The sequence below is a fragment of the Bacteroides reticulotermitis JCM 10512 genome (assembly GCF_000517545.1).
Taxonomy (GTDB): domain Bacteria; phylum Bacteroidota; class Bacteroidia; order Bacteroidales; family Bacteroidaceae; genus Bacteroides; species Bacteroides reticulotermitis.
Window position 1 is genome coordinate 74,762 of sequence record NZ_BAIV01000010.1, and the last position, 17,062, is coordinate 91,823.

General features: G+C 40.5%; 12 protein-coding genes and 2 pseudogenes. 11 read left to right on the forward strand and 3 right to left on the reverse strand.

Features of this window, described 5'->3' with window-relative positions; all coding sequences use genetic code 11:
- Positions 1 to 74 precede the first annotated feature (74 nt).
- The 7 genes and pseudogenes from JCM10512_RS07940 (at position 75) to JCM10512_RS07970 (ending at position 9,673) form a co-directional block, all read left to right on the forward strand.
- Positions 75 to 2,627, forward strand: coding sequence for a DUF5686 and carboxypeptidase-like regulatory domain-containing protein (locus JCM10512_RS07940; RefSeq protein WP_044161983.1), 2,553 nt, complete (start codon positions 75 to 77; stop codon positions 2,625 to 2,627).
- A 108-nt stretch (positions 2,628 to 2,735) separates the two neighbouring features.
- A pseudogene (locus JCM10512_RS07945) lies at positions 2,736 to 4,023 on the forward strand (inositol-3-phosphate synthase).
- A gap of 114 nt (positions 4,024 to 4,137) precedes the next feature.
- Complete coding sequence (locus tag JCM10512_RS07950) at positions 4,138 to 4,617, forward strand: phosphatidylglycerophosphatase A family protein (RefSeq protein WP_044161985.1); 480 nt, start codon at positions 4,138 to 4,140, stop codon at positions 4,615 to 4,617.
- The gene (locus JCM10512_RS07955; protein ID WP_044161987.1) at positions 4,602 to 5,093 is read left to right on the forward strand and encodes a GtrA family protein; all 492 of its coding nucleotides are present in this window, start codon (positions 4,602 to 4,604) and stop codon (positions 5,091 to 5,093) included. Before JCM10512_RS07950 ends, JCM10512_RS07955 begins: the two co-directional genes overlap by 16 nt.
- Before the next feature lie 22 nt (positions 5,094 to 5,115).
- Complete coding sequence (locus JCM10512_RS07960; protein WP_044161990.1) at positions 5,116 to 5,784, forward strand: CDP-alcohol phosphatidyltransferase family protein; 669 nt, start codon at positions 5,116 to 5,118, stop codon at positions 5,782 to 5,784.
- Positions 5,785 to 5,805: 21 nt separating this feature from the next.
- Positions 5,806 to 6,741: a phosphoinositol dihydroceramide synthase gene (locus tag JCM10512_RS07965; protein ID WP_081741255.1), complete on the forward strand. Its 936-nt coding sequence runs from the start codon at positions 5,806 to 5,808 to the stop codon at positions 6,739 to 6,741.
- A gap of 385 nt (positions 6,742 to 7,126) precedes the next feature.
- Entirely contained in the window at positions 7,127 to 9,673 is a 2,547-nt protein-coding gene (locus JCM10512_RS07970; protein ID WP_044161991.1) for a zinc-dependent metalloprotease, read from the forward strand.
- Positions 9,674 to 10,677: 1,004 nt separating this feature from the next.
- On the opposite strand, the pseudogene JCM10512_RS07975 reads toward JCM10512_RS07970, so the two are convergent.
- Positions 10,678 to 12,251, reverse strand: a pseudogene (locus tag JCM10512_RS07975) (Rne/Rng family ribonuclease).
- Between the two features lie 284 nt (positions 12,252 to 12,535).
- The gene (locus tag JCM10512_RS07980; protein WP_044161994.1) at positions 12,536 to 12,811 is read right to left on the reverse strand and encodes an HU family DNA-binding protein; all 276 of its coding nucleotides are present in this window, start codon (positions 12,809 to 12,811) and stop codon (positions 12,536 to 12,538) included.
- A 213-nt stretch (positions 12,812 to 13,024) separates the two neighbouring features.
- On the opposite strand from JCM10512_RS07980, the gene mutY reads away from it, so the two are divergent.
- The 4 genes from mutY (at position 13,025) to JCM10512_RS08000 (ending at position 16,708) form a co-directional block, all read left to right on the forward strand.
- Positions 13,025 to 14,068, forward strand: a complete 1,044-nt coding sequence (mutY, locus tag JCM10512_RS07985; RefSeq protein ID WP_044161995.1) for an A/G-specific adenine glycosylase — start codon at positions 13,025 to 13,027, stop codon at positions 14,066 to 14,068.
- A gap of 135 nt (positions 14,069 to 14,203) precedes the next feature.
- Positions 14,204 to 14,647, forward strand: a complete 444-nt coding sequence (locus JCM10512_RS07990) for a single-stranded DNA-binding protein (RefSeq protein ID WP_044161997.1) — start codon at positions 14,204 to 14,206, stop codon at positions 14,645 to 14,647.
- Positions 14,648 to 14,726: 79 nt separating this feature from the next.
- On the forward strand, positions 14,727 to 16,079 hold the full coding sequence (locus tag JCM10512_RS07995) for a gliding motility-associated protein GldE (protein ID WP_044161998.1): 1,353 nt from the start codon (positions 14,727 to 14,729) through the stop codon (positions 16,077 to 16,079).
- Positions 16,080 to 16,081: 2 nt separating this feature from the next.
- On the forward strand, positions 16,082 to 16,708 hold the full coding sequence (locus JCM10512_RS08000; RefSeq protein ID WP_044162000.1) for a 4'-phosphopantetheinyl transferase superfamily protein: 627 nt from the start codon (positions 16,082 to 16,084) through the stop codon (positions 16,706 to 16,708).
- Between the two features lie 18 nt (positions 16,709 to 16,726).
- On the opposite strand, the gene JCM10512_RS08005 is transcribed toward JCM10512_RS08000, so the two are convergent.
- A complete protein-coding gene (locus JCM10512_RS08005) occupies positions 16,727 to 17,020 on the reverse strand; it encodes a GNAT family N-acetyltransferase (RefSeq protein ID WP_044162003.1) in 294 nt (97 codons plus the stop codon).
- Between the last annotated feature and the right edge of the window lie 42 nt (positions 17,021 to 17,062).

A 17,062-nucleotide genomic window follows, 5' to 3' on the forward strand; every position in this document is an offset into this window, starting at 1 on the left:
TTTCCACCAAATGGACCTTTTTTTCCTTTTCGAGACCCCATACCTTTGTCGTCTCAATTCAATAGGATCTAGGTATGAGATTAGTTTTAAAAAGTGTGCTTGCGCTCTATCTTTTATTGGCTTTCAGTTTCTCGCTAAGTGCTCAACATATAGTGCAAGGAGTAGTAACTGATTCGTTAACCAAAGAACCTATACCGTATGCTTCTGTTCATTTGCAAGGAACTTCCGAAGGAACAACCACAGGAAGTGACGGGCGCTTTTATTTCAAGACTAGTCGTTCGCAGGCACGTCTTATTGTCTCTACGATAGGCTATAATGATTATAGCAACTCAATCAATCCGGCAAGTGCGCCCCGTTTCAATATTGCTCTCTCACCTACATCTTATTCATTGAATGAAGTAACCATTAAGCCTAAGCGCGAGCGTTATCGCAAAAAAGATAATCCGGCCGTCGACTTTGTCAGGCAAATGATTGAGCAACGCAAGAATCACTCTCCCAATGAAAAGGAGTACTGGCAAAGAGATCGTTATGAAAAGACTACCTTTGCGTTGAATAATTTCAATGAGGAAAAACAACAAAAATGGCTTTATCGCAAATTTAAGTTTCTGACCGAGTATGTTGATACATCCGCCGTAACCGGGAAACCTATTTTGACAGTTTCGGCTCGTGAACTTTTAGCTACCGATTATTACCGGAACTATCCAAAGTCTGAAAAACAGGTGGTTAAAGCCAGAAAGCAGGCCGGGGTAGATGAAATATTCTCTAAACAAGGGATGCAAGCGGCCATTAATGAAGTCTTTAAGGATGTGGATATTTATGAGAATAATATCTCGCTTTTTACAAATAAGTTTGTAAGCCCCTTATCTCGCATGGCTACCGGCTTTTATAAATATTACTTAATGGACACTTTGCAGGTTGCTGGCGAACGTTGTGTCGATCTGACTTTTGTACCCTATAACTCCGAGTCTTTCGGCTTTACAGGACATTTGTACGTGACTCTGGATTCTACCTATTTTGTAAAGCGTGCCGTGCTTAATTTCCCGAAGAAGATTAACCTAAACTTTGTCGACTATATGTTGCTCGAACAAGAGTTTAAACGGGCCGAAGATGGGACACGTATGTTGGATCATGAAAGCATTACTGTTGAATTTAAGCTGGCAGAAAATACCGATGGTATTTTTGCTCGGCGTATAGCTGATTATAATAACTACTCATTTGAGCCGACTGAAGAGAAAGCCAAGGTGTTTGAAAAGCCTGAGCGCATTATTGAGGGGAATGAGGCCTTATCTCGTTCGGCAGCGTTTTGGACAGAGAATCGTCCGGATGAAGCGATTACCGAGCAAGAAAACTCGGTTGATAACTTAATGACTCAGTTGCGCAGCTATCCGGTTTACTTTTGGACGGAGAAGGTCTTGACAGTTCTCTTCACCGGCTATATACCGACCTCCAAAGAAGCGCCGCTTTTCTATATCGGTCCGATGAATGCGACTATCAGTGGTAACTCGCTTGAAGGAGCTCGTGTTCGTGTGGGAGGAATGACTACCGCCTGGCTAAACCCTCATTGGTTTGGAAAAGGCTATATGGCGTATGGCTTTAATGACAACCGGCTCAAAGGGTTGGCAGAAGTTGAGTATTCTTTTAAAAAGAAGAAAGAGTATGCCAACGAATTTCCAATCCATTCACTGAAGATGCGCTATGAATCGGACGTTAACCAGTATGGACAGAATTATCTTTATACAAGTAAGGACAATGTTTTTCTGGCTCTCAAACGAAAGAAGGACGATCGGATCGGTTATTATCAGCAGGCAGAAATGACCTATACAAATGAGTTTTATTCCGGATTCTCTTTCCAGCTGACGGCTCGACGCAGAACCGATGAAACTTCTTCTTTAATCCCTTTTTTGCAGAAGAATGGAGAAGTAAATGATCCTGTGAATCAGTTCTCTACAACAGCGGCCGAATTAAAATTGCGTTATGCTCCTAATGAAAAGTTTTTTCAAACACAGTGGAATCGATTCCCTGTATCGTTGGATGCTCCGGTGTTCACATTGTCTCATGCCATTGCCGGTAAGGGAGTTCTGGGTAGCGATTACACATACAATCACACAGAGGCCGGTATACAAAAAAGGTTTTGGTTTTCAGCTTTTGGCTATACAGATGTAATACTAAAAGCGGGGAAAGTATGGGATAAAGTTCCATTCCCACTTTTGATCATGCCTAATGCTAACCTCTCTTACACAATACAGCCGGAATCCTACTCTTTGATGAATGCCATGGAGTTTATAAATGATGAGTATTTCTCGTGGGACGTTACTTACTTTTTGAATGGCTGGCTGTTCAACCGGGTCCCTTTATTGAAGAAATTGAAGTGGCGGGAGGTGCTTTCATGTAGAGGGCTTTATGGAAACTTGAGTGATAAAAATAACCCGGCATTGAGTGATGGTTTGTTTGCTTTTCCCGCAACAACTACTTCCACAATGGGGCGGACTCCTTATGTAGAAGTTGGAGTTGGCGTGGAAAATATTTTTAAAGTGCTAAGATTTGATTATCTTTGGCGGTTGACATATCGGGAGTTGCCCGGCGTAGATAATTCAGGGTTAAGAATTAGTCTTCATATGACCTTTTAAAAGTTAAATCCTGCTAATTGCAATGTATATATGACAAACAAACACTACATTAATGATTAATAAGTCGTAAATTTGCGACAATTTTAGTTTAATTTTAATAGAATAGAAATGAAACAAGAAATTAAGCCGGCTACCGCCGCCTCGGCGTTTTGGTAGTTGGAGTGGGTGGAGCGGTCTCTACTACAATGATTACAGGTACACTAGCCTCTTGTAAGGGACTGGCGAAACCGATAGGTGCCATTACTCAGTTTGCTACAATGCGCATGGAAAATAACGATGAAAAACTCATCAAGGACGTTGTGCCTTTGACTGATTTGGAAAACATCGTTTTTGGTGGCTGGGATATTTTTCCAGAAAATGCTTATGAAGCTTCTCTGTATGCCGAAGTCTTAAAAGAAAAAGACCTTAATGGTGTGAAAGAAGAGTTGGAAGCTATTAAACCAATGCCGGCAGCTTTCGATCACAACTGGGCAAAACGTCTGAATGGTACGCATGTTAAAAATGCTGCTACCCGCTGGGACATGGTAGAACAACTCCGTCAGGATATCCGTGACTTCAAGGCTGCGAATAACTGTGATCGCATTGTTATGCTGTGGGCTGCAAGTACGGAAATCTACATTCCGATGTCTGAAGAGCATATGTCGCTCGAGGCTTTGGAAAAAGCGATGAAGGCAAACAATACAGAGGTCATTTCGCCGAGTATGTGTTATGCGTACGCTTCTATTGCTGAAGGTGCTCCGTTTGTAATGGGTGCTCCGAACCTTTGCGTAGACATTCCGGCTATGTGGGAGTTCTCTAAGCAGATGAATGTACCCATCTCTGGTAAAGACTTCAAGAGTGGTCAGACATTGCTGAAAACCGTATTAGCACCGATGTTTAAAACTCGTATGCTAGGTGTTAGCGGATGGTTCTCTACAAACATCTTGGTAACCGTGATGGTGAGGTTCTTGATGATCCTGCAAACTTTAAAACAAAAGAGGTTAGTAAACTCTCTGTAATTGATACAATTCTTGAACCTAAGAAGTTCCCTGATTTGTACGGAGACGTTTATCACAAGGTACGTATCAACTATTACCCACCTCGCAAGGACAACAAAGAAGCATGGGACAACATTGACATTTTCGGATGGATGGGATATCCTATGGAAATCAAAGTGAACTTCTTGTGCCGTGACTCAATCTTGGCTGCTCCAATCGCATTGGATTTAGTTCTCTTCTCTGACTTAGCGATGCGTGCTGGTATGTCTGGCATTCAAACCTGGTTGTCATTCTTCTGTAAGAGCCCGATGCATGATGGTGAACATGAGTCTGAACACGATTTGTTTACTCAGTGGAGAATGGTAAAACAGACACTGCGTAACATGGTTGGTGAAAAAGAACCTGATTACTTGGCGTAATATAAAAGTAATATAGCAAAGTTGAGATTGAGTATTTGCCTTGCCTTCTGACAAGGTGAATATTTAACCTCAACTTTTGGTTTTAACGTCATAAACATCTTAAATTCATAATTAGTGAAGACTCCTCCATTTCTTCCTGTTCTCATAGGCACGGGTTTCGGTGCCGGATTTTCTCCTTTTGCTCCCGGTACAGCTGGGGCATTGCTTGCTTCAATTATTTGGGTAATACTCTACTTCTTACTTCCTTTTCATATTTTATTGTGGGCTACAGTAGCTTTGGTGATCGTATTCACCTTTGCCGGTGTCTGGTCTGCCAATCGGTTGAAACTGTTTTGGGGTGAAGACCCGTCACGTATCGTGATAGACGAGATGATAGGCGTGTGGATACCTTTACTTGCGGTACCCAATAATGATAAGTGGTATTGGTATGTAATAGCCGCCTTTGTTCTATTCCGTATGCTGGATATTTGGAAACCTTTGGGAATACGTAAAATGGAGAGTTTACCCGGTGGAATCGGTGTGTTGATGGACGATGTTTTGGCAGGTGTATATAGCTTTTTGCTACTAATAGGAGTGAGATGTCTGGTTGGCTAAAAAAAATACTGCGAATAATTTCACAAAAAGGAGGCTTCTTTGTATTTTTACGTGCGCAAGTTTCTGCGCAGATGGCAACCATCGCAGATTTTCTGATAACTATTTTATTAGTAAAACTCTTCGATGTATATTATGTTTATGCGACCCTGGCGGGTGCAACTTATGGTGGAATACTCAACTGCGTTATTAATTATAAATGGACCTTTAAATCGAAAGGGAAGAAAACTAATGTCGCTGTAAAATATATAATCGTTTGGGTTTGCAGTGTTTGGCTGAATACTTGGGGAACTTACTACCTAACGGAGACTCTTGCCGAAATTCCGTGGGTGCGCGATACACTAAGTCAGCATTTTGGCGACTTTTTTATTATCCCCAAAATATTGGTTTCAGCAATTGTTGCTTTATTTTGGAATTATAATATGCAACGTTTTTTTGTGTATAGAAGTATAGACGTCAAACGGTTTTTTAGAAAATGAAATAAACAGAAGAATAATAGATATGAACTACAGAGATTATTTGCAGCAGTTGATTTATAAGATAATCAATCCACTTATTAACGGGATGGTAAAAATAGGAATTACTCCCAACTTTATCACAACTACCGGGTTCATACTGAATGTGTTCGCCGCTGGATTGCTTATTTATGCGTGTGCTTATGCCGATCATGGGGAACTTACTTATGTTGGATGGGCCGGTGGAATCATTCTTTTCGCGGGATTGTTTGACATGATGGATGGACGTGTTGCTCGTGTTGGCAATATGAGTTCTACCTTTGGAGCGCTTTATGACTCTGTGCTCGACCGCTATAGCGAATTGGTGACATTCTTCGGTATATGCTACTACTTACTGGTGGAAGGCTATTTCATCTATTCCATTATTGCATTTGTTGCACTTATCGGCTCGTTGATGGTCAGTTATGTGCGTGCTCGCGCCGAAGGTCTGGGCATTGAATGTAAAGTGGGAATTATGCAACGCCCTGAACGTGTCGTGTTGACTGCTCTTGGAGCTTTGTTCTGCGGTATATTTAGTAACATTACGTTGTTTGATCCGATTCTAATTTTAGTTGTGCCTTTGACTGTAGTTGCCGTATTGGCCAACATAACCGCTTTTGTACGTGTTAATCATTGCCGCAAAGTTCTGTTGGCTAATGAGCGTAAAGAAGAATAGTTTGAATACAATTTTCATATAATGATAAAAAAAACTCAGAAGTTGTCGGTAAAAGAAATGTGGACTGTTATCGGAGGAATGTCTATCTTTCTTATTCTGACTGCTACTTTTATAGGACTTCGCTTTGAGCACATGCTAATGGCAGTGCTTTATTTAATCCTTTTTTTTGCTGGACTCCCCACTCGTAAACTGGCAGTAGCTTTACTTCCGTTTGCCATTTTTGGTATTTCGTATGATTGGATGCGTATTTGCCCCAATTACCAAGTAAATCCAATTGATGTAGCCGGATTGTATAATCTGGAGAAATCATTGTTTGGTGTCACAGATAATGGTGCTCTGTTGATTCCCTGTGAGTATTTCGCTCAACATCATTGGGCAACGGCCGATTTGTTTGCCGGCATCTTTTACTTATGCTGGGTACCTGTTCCCATTGCTTTTGGTCTTTGGCTGTATTTAACCAAGTCGCGAAATATCTATCTGCGTTTTGCCATGGTTTTCCTTTTTGTCAATCTGATCGGATTTATGGGTTACTATATACATCCGGCTGCTCCTCCTTGGTATGCCATTAACTATGGTTTTGAACCTGTGCTTAACACGCCGGGAAATGTTGCCGGATTGGGGCGTTTTGATGAGTTGACAGGACTGAATGTCTTTAACTCTATCTATGGACGCAATGCGAATGTATTTGCGGCTGTTCCTTCGTTGCATGCCGCTTACATGGTTGTAGCTTTGGTTTATGCCGTCATACGTCGATGCAAATGGTATGTGATCACATTGTTCTCGGTGATTATGGTTGGTATATGGGCTACGGCTGTATATTCATGCCATCATTACATCATTGATGTATTGCTTGGAATTGCTTGCGCATTGTTGGGTATCTTGTTATTTGAGAAAGGATTGATGAAGCTCTCAGGCTTTCGGAGGTTCTTTGATAGATACTATCGCTATATTCAATAATAGCACGTAAAGTCTACAGACGATTTAAAAAAATAATAAAACATGCGATTGATTAAAGGAGATACTCTTGATATAGGGTATCTCTTTGTCAATCTTTAGAGTTATACCTTATCTGTTTAGGGGCACCTCTCCCGCATTGGGTATTTAGCATTGATAGAATACCTCTTCGAAAGAAAAAAGCGCGTGGAAAGGAATGTGAAACATTATTGCTCAACCGGATCATTCTTTTCTTAATTATCGGAATATAGTCTGCTAAAGTATCAATCTATTCTTTTTATAATCAATCTTTTCATTCGATAATTCGATTACTACTATACGCATCATTGTGGATCTTTTTTAAATAATTATCTTTGTGGGCATAAACACTCTAAAAAAAAGCAAACGTATGAAGAAAATCGTTTCAAGTTTGATGATTCTGACGTTGCTGATTCCAACTATTGGAGCACAGTCGACAGATATTTTCAAAAAGAAGAAAAAAAAGAAAGGCAAAACTGAACAAGTAGCTAAGGCTAATACCGATTCTCTCGCCGGTAAGCCAAAAAGTTCTCTTCAACCCTATGGAAGAGTTATTACTGGAAAAGCAAAAACAATGAATGGCTTTTTAAAAGTACATTATGTTGGCGACCGTTACTATTTTGAAATAGCAGATTCCCTTTTTGGACGTGACATGTTGATTGTAAACCGGATAGTTAAAGCCCCGGTTGACAACCAAAAACGTAAGGTGGGTTATCCGGGTGATTTCATCAGTGACCAGGTGATTCGTTTTGAAAAAGGGCCAGGCGATAAATTGTTTGTTCGTGAAATCTCTTATATAGAACATTCTTCGGATACCTTGGGATTGTATCAGGCTGTGATGAACTCAAATGTGCAGCCTGTGATAGCTACTTTTCCTTTAAAAACAGTACGTGAGGAAGGGAAGACTACCAACTATGTCATTGATATGACTGATTATATTCGCAGAGACAATGAAATGTTTTCGTTCTCAAATCGTGCCAAAAATGGTGCTGAAATCGGAAATATGATTGATGATGCCAGCTATATCGATACATTGAAAGCTTTTCCGCGCAACATTGAAGTGCGCACGGTTCGCACTTTCCAACGCCGAAGAGCAGCTTCTCCCGGGATAGCTGGAATGATGGCTCCTGCTTCTACAACTCCAGTAACTTATGAGTTGAATAGTTCAATGCTTCTGTTATCTAAAGAACCCATGAAGCCGAGACTATTTGACAGCCGTGTTGGCTATTTTGCTGTTGGATACAAAGATTTTGATGCGAATCCACACGGCGTGAAGGCCAAAGCGAATATTACCCGCTGGAAGCTAGAGCCTAAAGACGAGGATGTAGAGAAGTACCTTCGGGGAGAACTTGTAGAACCGAAGAATCCGATTGTTATCTATATCGATCCGAATACGCCTAAAAAGTGGGTACCTTATCTTCTTCAGGGAGTGAACGATTGGCAAGCGGCTTTTGAGAAGGCTGGATTTAAAAATGCGATTATAGGTAAAGAAGCGCCGACAGATGATCCGACGTGGAGTCTTGAAGATGCACGTCACTCGGCTATCGTCTACAAACCTTCTGATATTCCAAATGCAAGTGGACCTCATGTACACGATCCTCGCAGTGGTGAAATACTTGAAACGCATATCAACTGGTATCACAACGTAATGAGTTTGCTATACAATTGGTACATTGTTCAAGCGGCTGCCGTTGATCCGGAAGCCCGTAAACCGATGTTCGATGATAAGCTGATGGGCGAGTTAATCCGTTTTGTCTCTTCGCATGAAGTAGGGCATACGCTGGGATTGCGTCACAACTTTGGTTCTTCACATACAGTTCCGGTAGAAAAGCTACGTGATAAAGCGTGGGTAGAAGCTAACGGACATACTCCTTCCATTATGGATTATGCTCGCTTCAACTACGTGGCACAGCCGGAAGATGGTATTTCTCATGCGGGTATCTTTCCTCGCATCGGACTCTATGATAAATGGGCTATCGAATGGGGATACCGTTGGATGCCACAGTATGCAACAGCCGATGCGGAAACAGCTTATATGAACAAGTGGATTATCGAAAAACTGAAAGAAGATAATCGGTATACCTTTGGAACGGAGAGTGACCGGAATGATCCGCGTAACCAGAGTGAAGACTTAGGTAATGATGCAATGCTGGCAAGTACATACGGTATTAAGAATTTAAAACGTATCATGCCCGAAATCATGAATTGGACCTATGAACCGAATGAAGGTTATGAAAAGGCTTATGCACTTTATCAGAATGTAGTTGGTCAATTCAATCTTTATACGGGACATGTTCTTACCAACGTTGCCGGTATTTATCGCAATCCGATTTCTGTAGAGCAAACCGAGACAAAGGCTATTGAGTATGTACCTAAAGAGATACAGAAACGTGCAATCGCTTTCCTGAATAAAGAATTGTTTACTACACCTACTTGGTTGGCTGATAGTAAGCTTGCGGAAAGAACCGGAGTTAACTATTTTACTGTAATCAATCGCTTGCAGGCAAGTAGATTGCAACAGTTGCTCAGCCAGGGCACGCTGGATAAAATGACAGCTAATGAGTTGGTTAACGGCTCGAAAGCTTATACGGCGGTTGAACTGTTTGCTGATTTGAAGAAGAGTATCTGGAGCGATATGCTGGGTGGCAAGCGTCCCGATGTTTATCAGCGCGGTTTGCAGAAAACGTATGTGAATGCATTAATTTCATTGCTTGATAAGCCGAAGAGTTCTTCAGGAGTAAGATCAGTGGCTTCTGCTTTCGAAGCTCCTTCCGATGCACCTGCTATTGCTCGTGGGCATCTGATTGAACTCCGTAGAGGCTTGGCAGGAATGGCAGCTGCATCTAGTGGAGTAGTCAGAAGTCATTATCAAAACTTACAAGCACTAATTAGCGCGGCATTCGATGAGCGGAAGTAATATCGGATTTAAGATATAACAAAAAAGGAGGTGTCTCAAAAGGGCATCTCCTTTTTTTAGTTACTAGAGCAAGAATGATCGTAATTTGCGTGCTATGGTTTGCAGGAATAAGAGGATATGCATTACTTCCCTTAATACAAAGCTAGGTAGACAAAATGTAAACAACATCTAGTCATAGTCATCTTTTGCTGTAAACTTCTGATTGATAGTTTGATATATTGCGTCTTCTTTTGGGATACATTTATTCACTCGCTTGAATAGATTATTTTGTAGAATAAGTAGTCTATTGATGCAGCCCATCTCTTATGTGAACCCAGCCGAGAAGAATAGGAAATGACTATGAAGTAAATCAGAAGCCTTTCAATAAAGTAGCGTAGCGAATCAGAAAGAATAAATGCAAATGTGTAAACGGAATCTGGATATTGCCACAACCTTACCCTTTTCTCAAAAGTTTCTTCGTGATGAAACAAATGTTTCATAAGGGTGAAACAAAATTCTCATGCTGATGAAACAGTTTGCTTCTCTAGATGAAACTAATTTCCGAAGCGGTGGAACTAGATATTCCTAACTGGCAGTTGTGCAAAAGAACGCAATGCGTTGACTTTATGTAGCCTTCTGCCTGTAATCAATCAACTCACCTTTTTCTTACCCTTATCTTTGATTGACTCCAACCCTACTTGTCTCTAAGACAAGTCAACTCTTGTACGCCTGATTCTGCTATGTGATAGCCTAACAGAGCATATCGCGAAAACAACTTATATGAGCGTAAGTAAACTAGCGTGAAATTTGTGAATAAAGCTACTTTCTGTTTATAGCTTCCTCATACTTCTGCGTATGACCAAAAGAAGACGCAAAATAAGCAGTTGATATACTGGATGATACGCAAAAAAGTGATTAACTCATAAGAGTGTTGTATCATTGTGCAAAGTACGTATATCAAGCCCCGATGATGAAATTAGTAACAAAAAAGGGGCTATCCAACTTTCCGGATAGCCCCTTTTTTGTTATTTGATTTCGATTTCCTCTTTCATGTCGATTTCTTCACCGTCTGTATCATAGAATACATATTGTAAGAAAGCTAATTTTTGATTAGGGATAATCTTAATACCGAGTCCATACTTCATCTGCCATTTTCGTTTCAGAGAGACAAGTCCCTGATTGATGTAAGCAGCAATGTACGGATGGATGTGGAGTGAGAATTTCTTCACCTTCAACTTATTGACCAGATAATCAATTTTACTCTCTAAAGTGTCTGTAAAAAGAATGGATGATGTGATCGTGCCTTTGCCGAAGCAGGTAGGGCAGGTTTCAGTTGTATTTACATCCATTGCAGGGCGCACACGCTGGCGCGTGATTTGCATCAGCCAAATTTGCTGAGCGGCAGGATATTATGCCTTGCCCTGTCTTTTTGCATGTTAGCACACATACGTTCGTAAAGCTTCTGACGATTTTCATTTTCATTCATGTCAATGAAGTCTACTACAATGATACCACCCATATCTCTCAATCGTAATTGTCGGGCTAGCTCATCGGCTGCCCCCAAATTTACTTCGAGTGCGTTACCTTCCTGCCCGTTGGCATTCTTGGTGCGATTTCCGCTGTTCACGTCTACTACGTGAAGCGCCTCAGTGTGCTCAATAATCAGATAGGCACCACTCTTGTAAGATATTGTTTTACCAAACGACGATTTGATTTGCTTGGTGATACCGAAATTGTCGTAAATAGGAAGTTGCCCTTTGTATTGCTTCACTATATTTGCCCGTTCAGGGGCAATGAGTGCAACGTAATCTCTGATTTCGTGAAACACCATTTCGTCATTGACATAGATGTTTTCAAACGAAGGGTTGAAGAGGTCACGCAGTAAACCTACAGCGCGGCTCGTCTCTTCATAAATCAAAGTTGGGTACTTGGTAGCCTTTTGCACTTTGCTCATGGCATCTTCCCAATGCTTAATCAAAACTTTAAGCTCTCCGTCGAGTTCGGCAACGCGTTTTCCTTCTGCCACAGTACGAACAATTACCCCGAATTTTTTGGGTTTAATGCTCATTAGCAATTGCTTCAGGCGTGCGCGCTCTTCGCTCGATTTAATTTTTTGAGACACAGAAACCTTATCGTTAAAAGGGATAAGAATCAGATAGCGTCCGGCAAATGATATTTCGGAGCTTAGTCTTGGTCCCTTGGTGGATATCGGTTCCTTTACAATCTGCACCACTACTTCTTGTCCTACCTTGAGTGTATTGGCTATTGTGCCATCTTTATCAAGGTCGGGGAGGAGGGTTGCTTTACTGATGGAGTTCAGTCTTTTTTTGTCGCTTAAAGTCTGCTTTACAAACTTTTCCAGTGAGTTAAATTGAGGACCCAGATCCAAATAATGAAGGAAAGCATCTTTCTCATAACCGACATCTACAAAACATGCATTTAGTCCGGGCATTAGTTTTTTAACACGTCCTAAATACATATTACCCACAGAAAAGGAAATGTTTCTTCCTTCGCTCTGAAGTTCTACCAGACTCTTATCTTCAAGTAAGGCGATAGATACCTCTTTGGGTTGTACGTCTACTACTAGTTCGCTTGTCACTGTTTGGGATTTCTATTATTATTAAGTTCTAATAGAATGAACAACTATTTTGACAGTTTGTTCATTTTTGGGTCAGCTTCTTAAACAAAGAACAAACTTGAAAGATATTTGCTTTGCAAGTTTGTTCTTTATTTCTGTTTGGATTAGACTAAAAATTATTTTTTGCTTTTATGTCTGTTCTTTCTTAGTCTTTTTTTACGCTTGTGCGTAGACATTTTATGTCTTTTTTTCTTCTTTCCGCTTGGCATAGCTTCAAAATTTTATGGGTTAATACTCTTGTTTCTTTATTTCTTTACTGAAATTGTAAATGTCTTAGCCGGTTTGAAAGCCGGGATGTTGTGCTCGGGGATAATGATCGTAGTATTTTTAGAAATATTACGAGCTGTTTTCTGAGCCCTCTTCTTTACAATGAAACTGCCGAACCCGCGAAGGTATACATTCTCATTGTTAGCCAAAGAATCTTTCACTGCATCCATAAATGCTTCAACTGTGGTAAGAACAGTAACCTTATCAATTCCGGTTTTCTTTGTAATTTCGTTTACAATATCTGCTTTAGTCATCTCTTTATAAAAAAAATATTATTATTTGGTTTTTTGCTAATTTTTTGGACTGCAAATATATAGCTTTTTGGCGTCCTAAAAAAAATATATCTTGCACATTTTTTTAAAAAAGTGTAAGAGGTGTCTATCCTTCCACTTAAAAGAGCTATTTTTGTATAGCCAATTTATCGTAAGGATAGAATAAATATTTAGAATTCAATTACATAGCATAGCATGAATGTTTTCAGTAAAGTTATTGTAGCGTGGTATAAAGTGAATAAACGCGACCTGCCTTGGAGAGAGTCCAAAGACCCATACTTAATATGGATTTCAGAAATAATTCTTCAGCAAACTCGTGTTGTACAGGGATATAACTACTATCTTCGGTTTATCGAACGCTTTCCTGATATACAAACGCTAGCTGATGCGGAAGAAGAAGAGGTTATGAAATACTGGCAAGGGTTGGGTTATTACTCCCGTGCGCGTAATCTGCATGCTGCTGCTATAAGTATGAATGGGCGCTTCCCGAAAACTTATCCGGGGGTGTTGGCCTTGAAAGGAGTAGGTGAGTATACCGCTGCAGCGATTTGTTCACTTGCCTACAATATGCCTTGTGCTGTTGTAGATGGAAATGTATACCGGGTACTCTCCCGTTATTTTGGTATTGATCTTCCGATTGACTCGACAGAGGGGAAGAAGTATTTTGCTTCATTAGCTGATGAAATGCTTGATAAGCAGCAACCGGCTCTCTATAATCAAGGTATTATGGATTTTGGTGCTCTCCAATGTACGCCACAGTCGCCGGACTGTACGTCATGTCCGCTGAGTGAGACTTGCTTGGGATATGCCACAGGACGAGTGGCGAAGCTGCCGGTCAAAAAGTATAAAGTGAAAAGTCGGGATCGTTTTTTGAATTATATATATGTACGCGTGGGCGCGTATACCTTTATTAGCAAACGGACCCTAAACGATATCTGGCAAAACTTGTTCGAATTTCCATTGATAGAAACAGCTACTGCTGTGTCTGAAGATGAGTTTTTATCATTAGCAGACTTTCAGGCTATGTTGGCTCCCGGCGAAGAACCGTTGATTCGTTGTGTCTGCCGGAACGTGAAGCACGTACTTTCTCACCAAGTAATCTATGCGAATTTCTATGAAGTGACCTTGCCCGAAGAATCCGTCTCTTTTTCTCGATATCAAAAAATAAGAGTTAATGAACTCGAACAATATGCTGTTTCCAGATTGATACATACTTTTATTGAAAAGTATATCAGTTAGATAGAGAAAATAAGTCGTGAATAATAAAACCGTTTTTTCGTTCACAAAAGTGATCATAATACTTGCTTTCTATTGTTATTCTTTTTAATTTTGACGGCGAATAAAGTGTTTTCTGAATTAAAAAATAAAGCATATATGGCTATTAACAAAGTGATATTATTGGGAAACGTAGGACAAGATCCTCGTGTGAAATACTTCGATACAGGTTCGGCAGTGGCTACTTTTTCTTTAGCAACGACCGATCGCGCTTATACACTTGCTAACGGAACTCAGGTTCCGGAACGTACCGAATGGCATAACATCGTAGCTTCTAACCGTTTGGCTGAGATAATAGATAAATATGTCCATAAAGGAGACAAACTTTACCTGGAAGGCAAGATAAGAACTCGTTCATACAATGATCAAGCGGGTGCGACGCGTTATGTAACCGAAGTTTATATCGATAATATGGAGATGTTGACTCCGAAAGGTGCTAGCACCGGAGCGGCTCCTGCTCCACAGCCGAATCCTGCACAAGCTCAAGCACCGCAAGCGGAATCAGTACAACAAGATAGTCCGGCAGACGATCTGCCGTTTTAAGTTCATAATCGGGAATTAGACAAGTTTGATTCCCGATTGTCAACTGACACATCTTAATTATTAATTAAAAAAACAATCTTTGGACTCAGATGATTATTTAAGCCAACTGGCTGAAATCTTTAACGGAATTACTCTAAACCCACCTTCTCTTCTAGCTATTATAGCTATTGTATTGGCAGGTATACTTTTGCTTGCTTCTGGATTTGCTTCGGCTTCTGAAATTGCCTTTTTCTCACTTTCTCCTTCAAACTTGAACGACATTGAAGAGCGTAATCATCCTTCCGATGCGAAAATTAGTATGCTTTTGGAAAAATCGGAGCGTTTGCTGGCTACGATACTGGTCACGAATAATTTTGTGAATGTGACCATCATTATGCTCTGCAACTTCTTCTTTATGAATGTGTTTGATTTTAATTCCCCCGTGGCGGAATTCTTGATTCTGACCGTCATATTGACTTTCCTTTTGTTGTTGTTTGGAGAAATTATGCCCAAGATTTACTCGGCACAGAACATTTTAGCTTTCTGCCGTTCGGCTGCTCCGGTTATCTGTTTTCTGGAGAAGCTGTTTTATCCGATAATCGCTGTTTTAGTTCGCTCCAGTACTTTTGTCAATAAGCATTTCGTAAAGAAGCGGCACAATATATCGGTCAATGAACTTTCTCATGCCCTTGAGCTTACTGATAAGGATGAACTGTCCGAAGAGAGTAATATCTTGGAAGGTATCATTCGCTTTGGTGATGAAGCAGTCAAGGAAGTGATGACCTCTCGGATCGACATGGTTGACTTGGATCTTCGTACTCCCTTTAAAGATGTTATGCAATGTATTATTGAAAACGGCTATTCGCGTATTCCGGTTTATTCCGGATCGAGAGATAACATCAAGGGAATCTTGTATATAAAGGACTTATTACCGCATATCAGTAAGGGAGATAATTTCCGTTGGCAGTCCTTAATTCGTCCTGCTTACTTTGTTCCGGAAACCAAGATGATTGATGATCTCCTGCGCGATTTTCAAGCGAATAAAATCCATATAGCTATTGTGGTCGATGAGTTCGGAGGAACCTCAGGACTTGTTTCTATGGAAGATATCATTGAAGAAATTGTAGGTGAGATACATGATGAATATGATGATGAAGAACGTACTTACGCCGTATTGAATGATCACACATGGGTGTTCGAAGCTAAAACGCAGCTTACCGATTTCTATAAAATAATCAAAGTCAGTGAGTCCGAATTTGAAAAAGTACTGGGTGATGCCGATACACTGGCCGGCCTATTGCTAGAGATCAAAGGAGAATTTCCCGAGTTGCATGAAAAGGTAGCCTATCGTAACTACGAATTTGAAGTTTTGGAGATGGATAGCCGTCGCATTCTAAAGGTCAAGTTTACCATTCATCCCGCTAGTAAAGAACCTGGAGAGGTGAAAGAATAGGTATGGCTTTATTTTTGCATCATAAGAAGCGTACATTTCAATTGGGCGTGTGGAAGATGGATGAAACAGTTGATGAACTGCTGGAACTACTTCCCGACAGAGACTATTATGCAAATGCGATGTTGCGCTTCACTGCTGAGTCTCGTCGACGCGAGTGGTTGTCCGTTCGTATGCTTGTCTTTACACTTCTGAATGAAGATATCAAGATAGGCTATGAAGCTGACGGTAAACCTTTTTTGGCTGATCACTCTTATTTCATCAGTATTTCTCATACCAAAGGATACGTTGCCGTCATACTGTCTGAAAACGCAACAGTTGGCATTGATATTGAAAAGTATGGACTACGAATACAAAGAATCACATCTCGTTTTATGCGTGCCGATGAACAAGCCTTTGCCTATGCCGATGACCTCATTTGGGGGTTATTGTTGCATTGGTCCGCTAAGGAAACTCTATTTAAATCGTTCAAGGATGCCAGTGCCGATCTGCGTTTGATGCGCCTTGATCACTTTACTCCAGAATCTAATGGTACGTTTGGGATACAAGAATATTGGACGGAGAAACAACAGATATATGCAATTTCTTATCTGTTGTTTCCCGACTTTGTATTGACGTGGTTGGTAGAGTAATTTAAAAAGATAATTGGATTAGGAATTTTTCAGCACGATTCGTTCCCATTCCGGATGTTTTTGAATATAATCACTAACGAAAGGACACCGCGGAATCACGTGTAGGCCTTGTTGCTCAATGTCGTTCAGTACTTTTTCTACAAGTTGCGAACCTATTCCTTTCCCACCCAGTTCCGCAGGTACTCCTGTGTGAGTTAAGTAGATTTCCCCATTCGCAGACTTGAGGTACTCTATTTTAGCTACATATCCTTCAACGTGGAACTCATATTGATGTTCGCTTTCATTATTAATAAATTTAGAATCTCTAGTCATTGTTTAGTGGATTAATATCAATATTCTGAACCGATTAACAGA

Coding starts and splice junctions, on each gene's coding strand:
- JCM10512_RS07940 (WP_044161983.1), top strand. CDS start 75: ATGAGATTAGTTTTAAAAAGTGTGCTTGCGCTCTATCTTTTATTGGCT.
- JCM10512_RS07955 (WP_044161987.1), top strand. CDS start 4,602: ATGTCTGGTTGGCTAAAAAAAATACTGCGAATAATTTCACAAAAAGGA.
- JCM10512_RS07960 (WP_044161990.1), top strand. CDS start 5,116: ATGAACTACAGAGATTATTTGCAGCAGTTGATTTATAAGATAATCAAT.
- JCM10512_RS07965 (WP_081741255.1), top strand. CDS start 5,806: ATGATAAAAAAAACTCAGAAGTTGTCGGTAAAAGAAATGTGGACTGTT.
- JCM10512_RS07970 (WP_044161991.1), top strand. CDS start 7,127: ATGAAGAAAATCGTTTCAAGTTTGATGATTCTGACGTTGCTGATTCCA.
- JCM10512_RS07980 (WP_044161994.1), bottom strand. CDS start 12,811: ATGACTAAAGCAGATATTGTAAACGAAATTACAAAGAAAACCGGAATT.
- mutY (WP_044161995.1), top strand. CDS start 13,025: ATGAATGTTTTCAGTAAAGTTATTGTAGCGTGGTATAAAGTGAATAAA.
- JCM10512_RS07990 (WP_044161997.1), top strand. CDS start 14,204: ATGGCTATTAACAAAGTGATATTATTGGGAAACGTAGGACAAGATCCT.
- JCM10512_RS08000 (WP_044162000.1), top strand. CDS start 16,082: ATGGCTTTATTTTTGCATCATAAGAAGCGTACATTTCAATTGGGCGTG.
- JCM10512_RS08005 (WP_044162003.1), bottom strand. CDS start 17,020: ATGACTAGAGATTCTAAATTTATTAATAATGAAAGCGAACATCAATAT.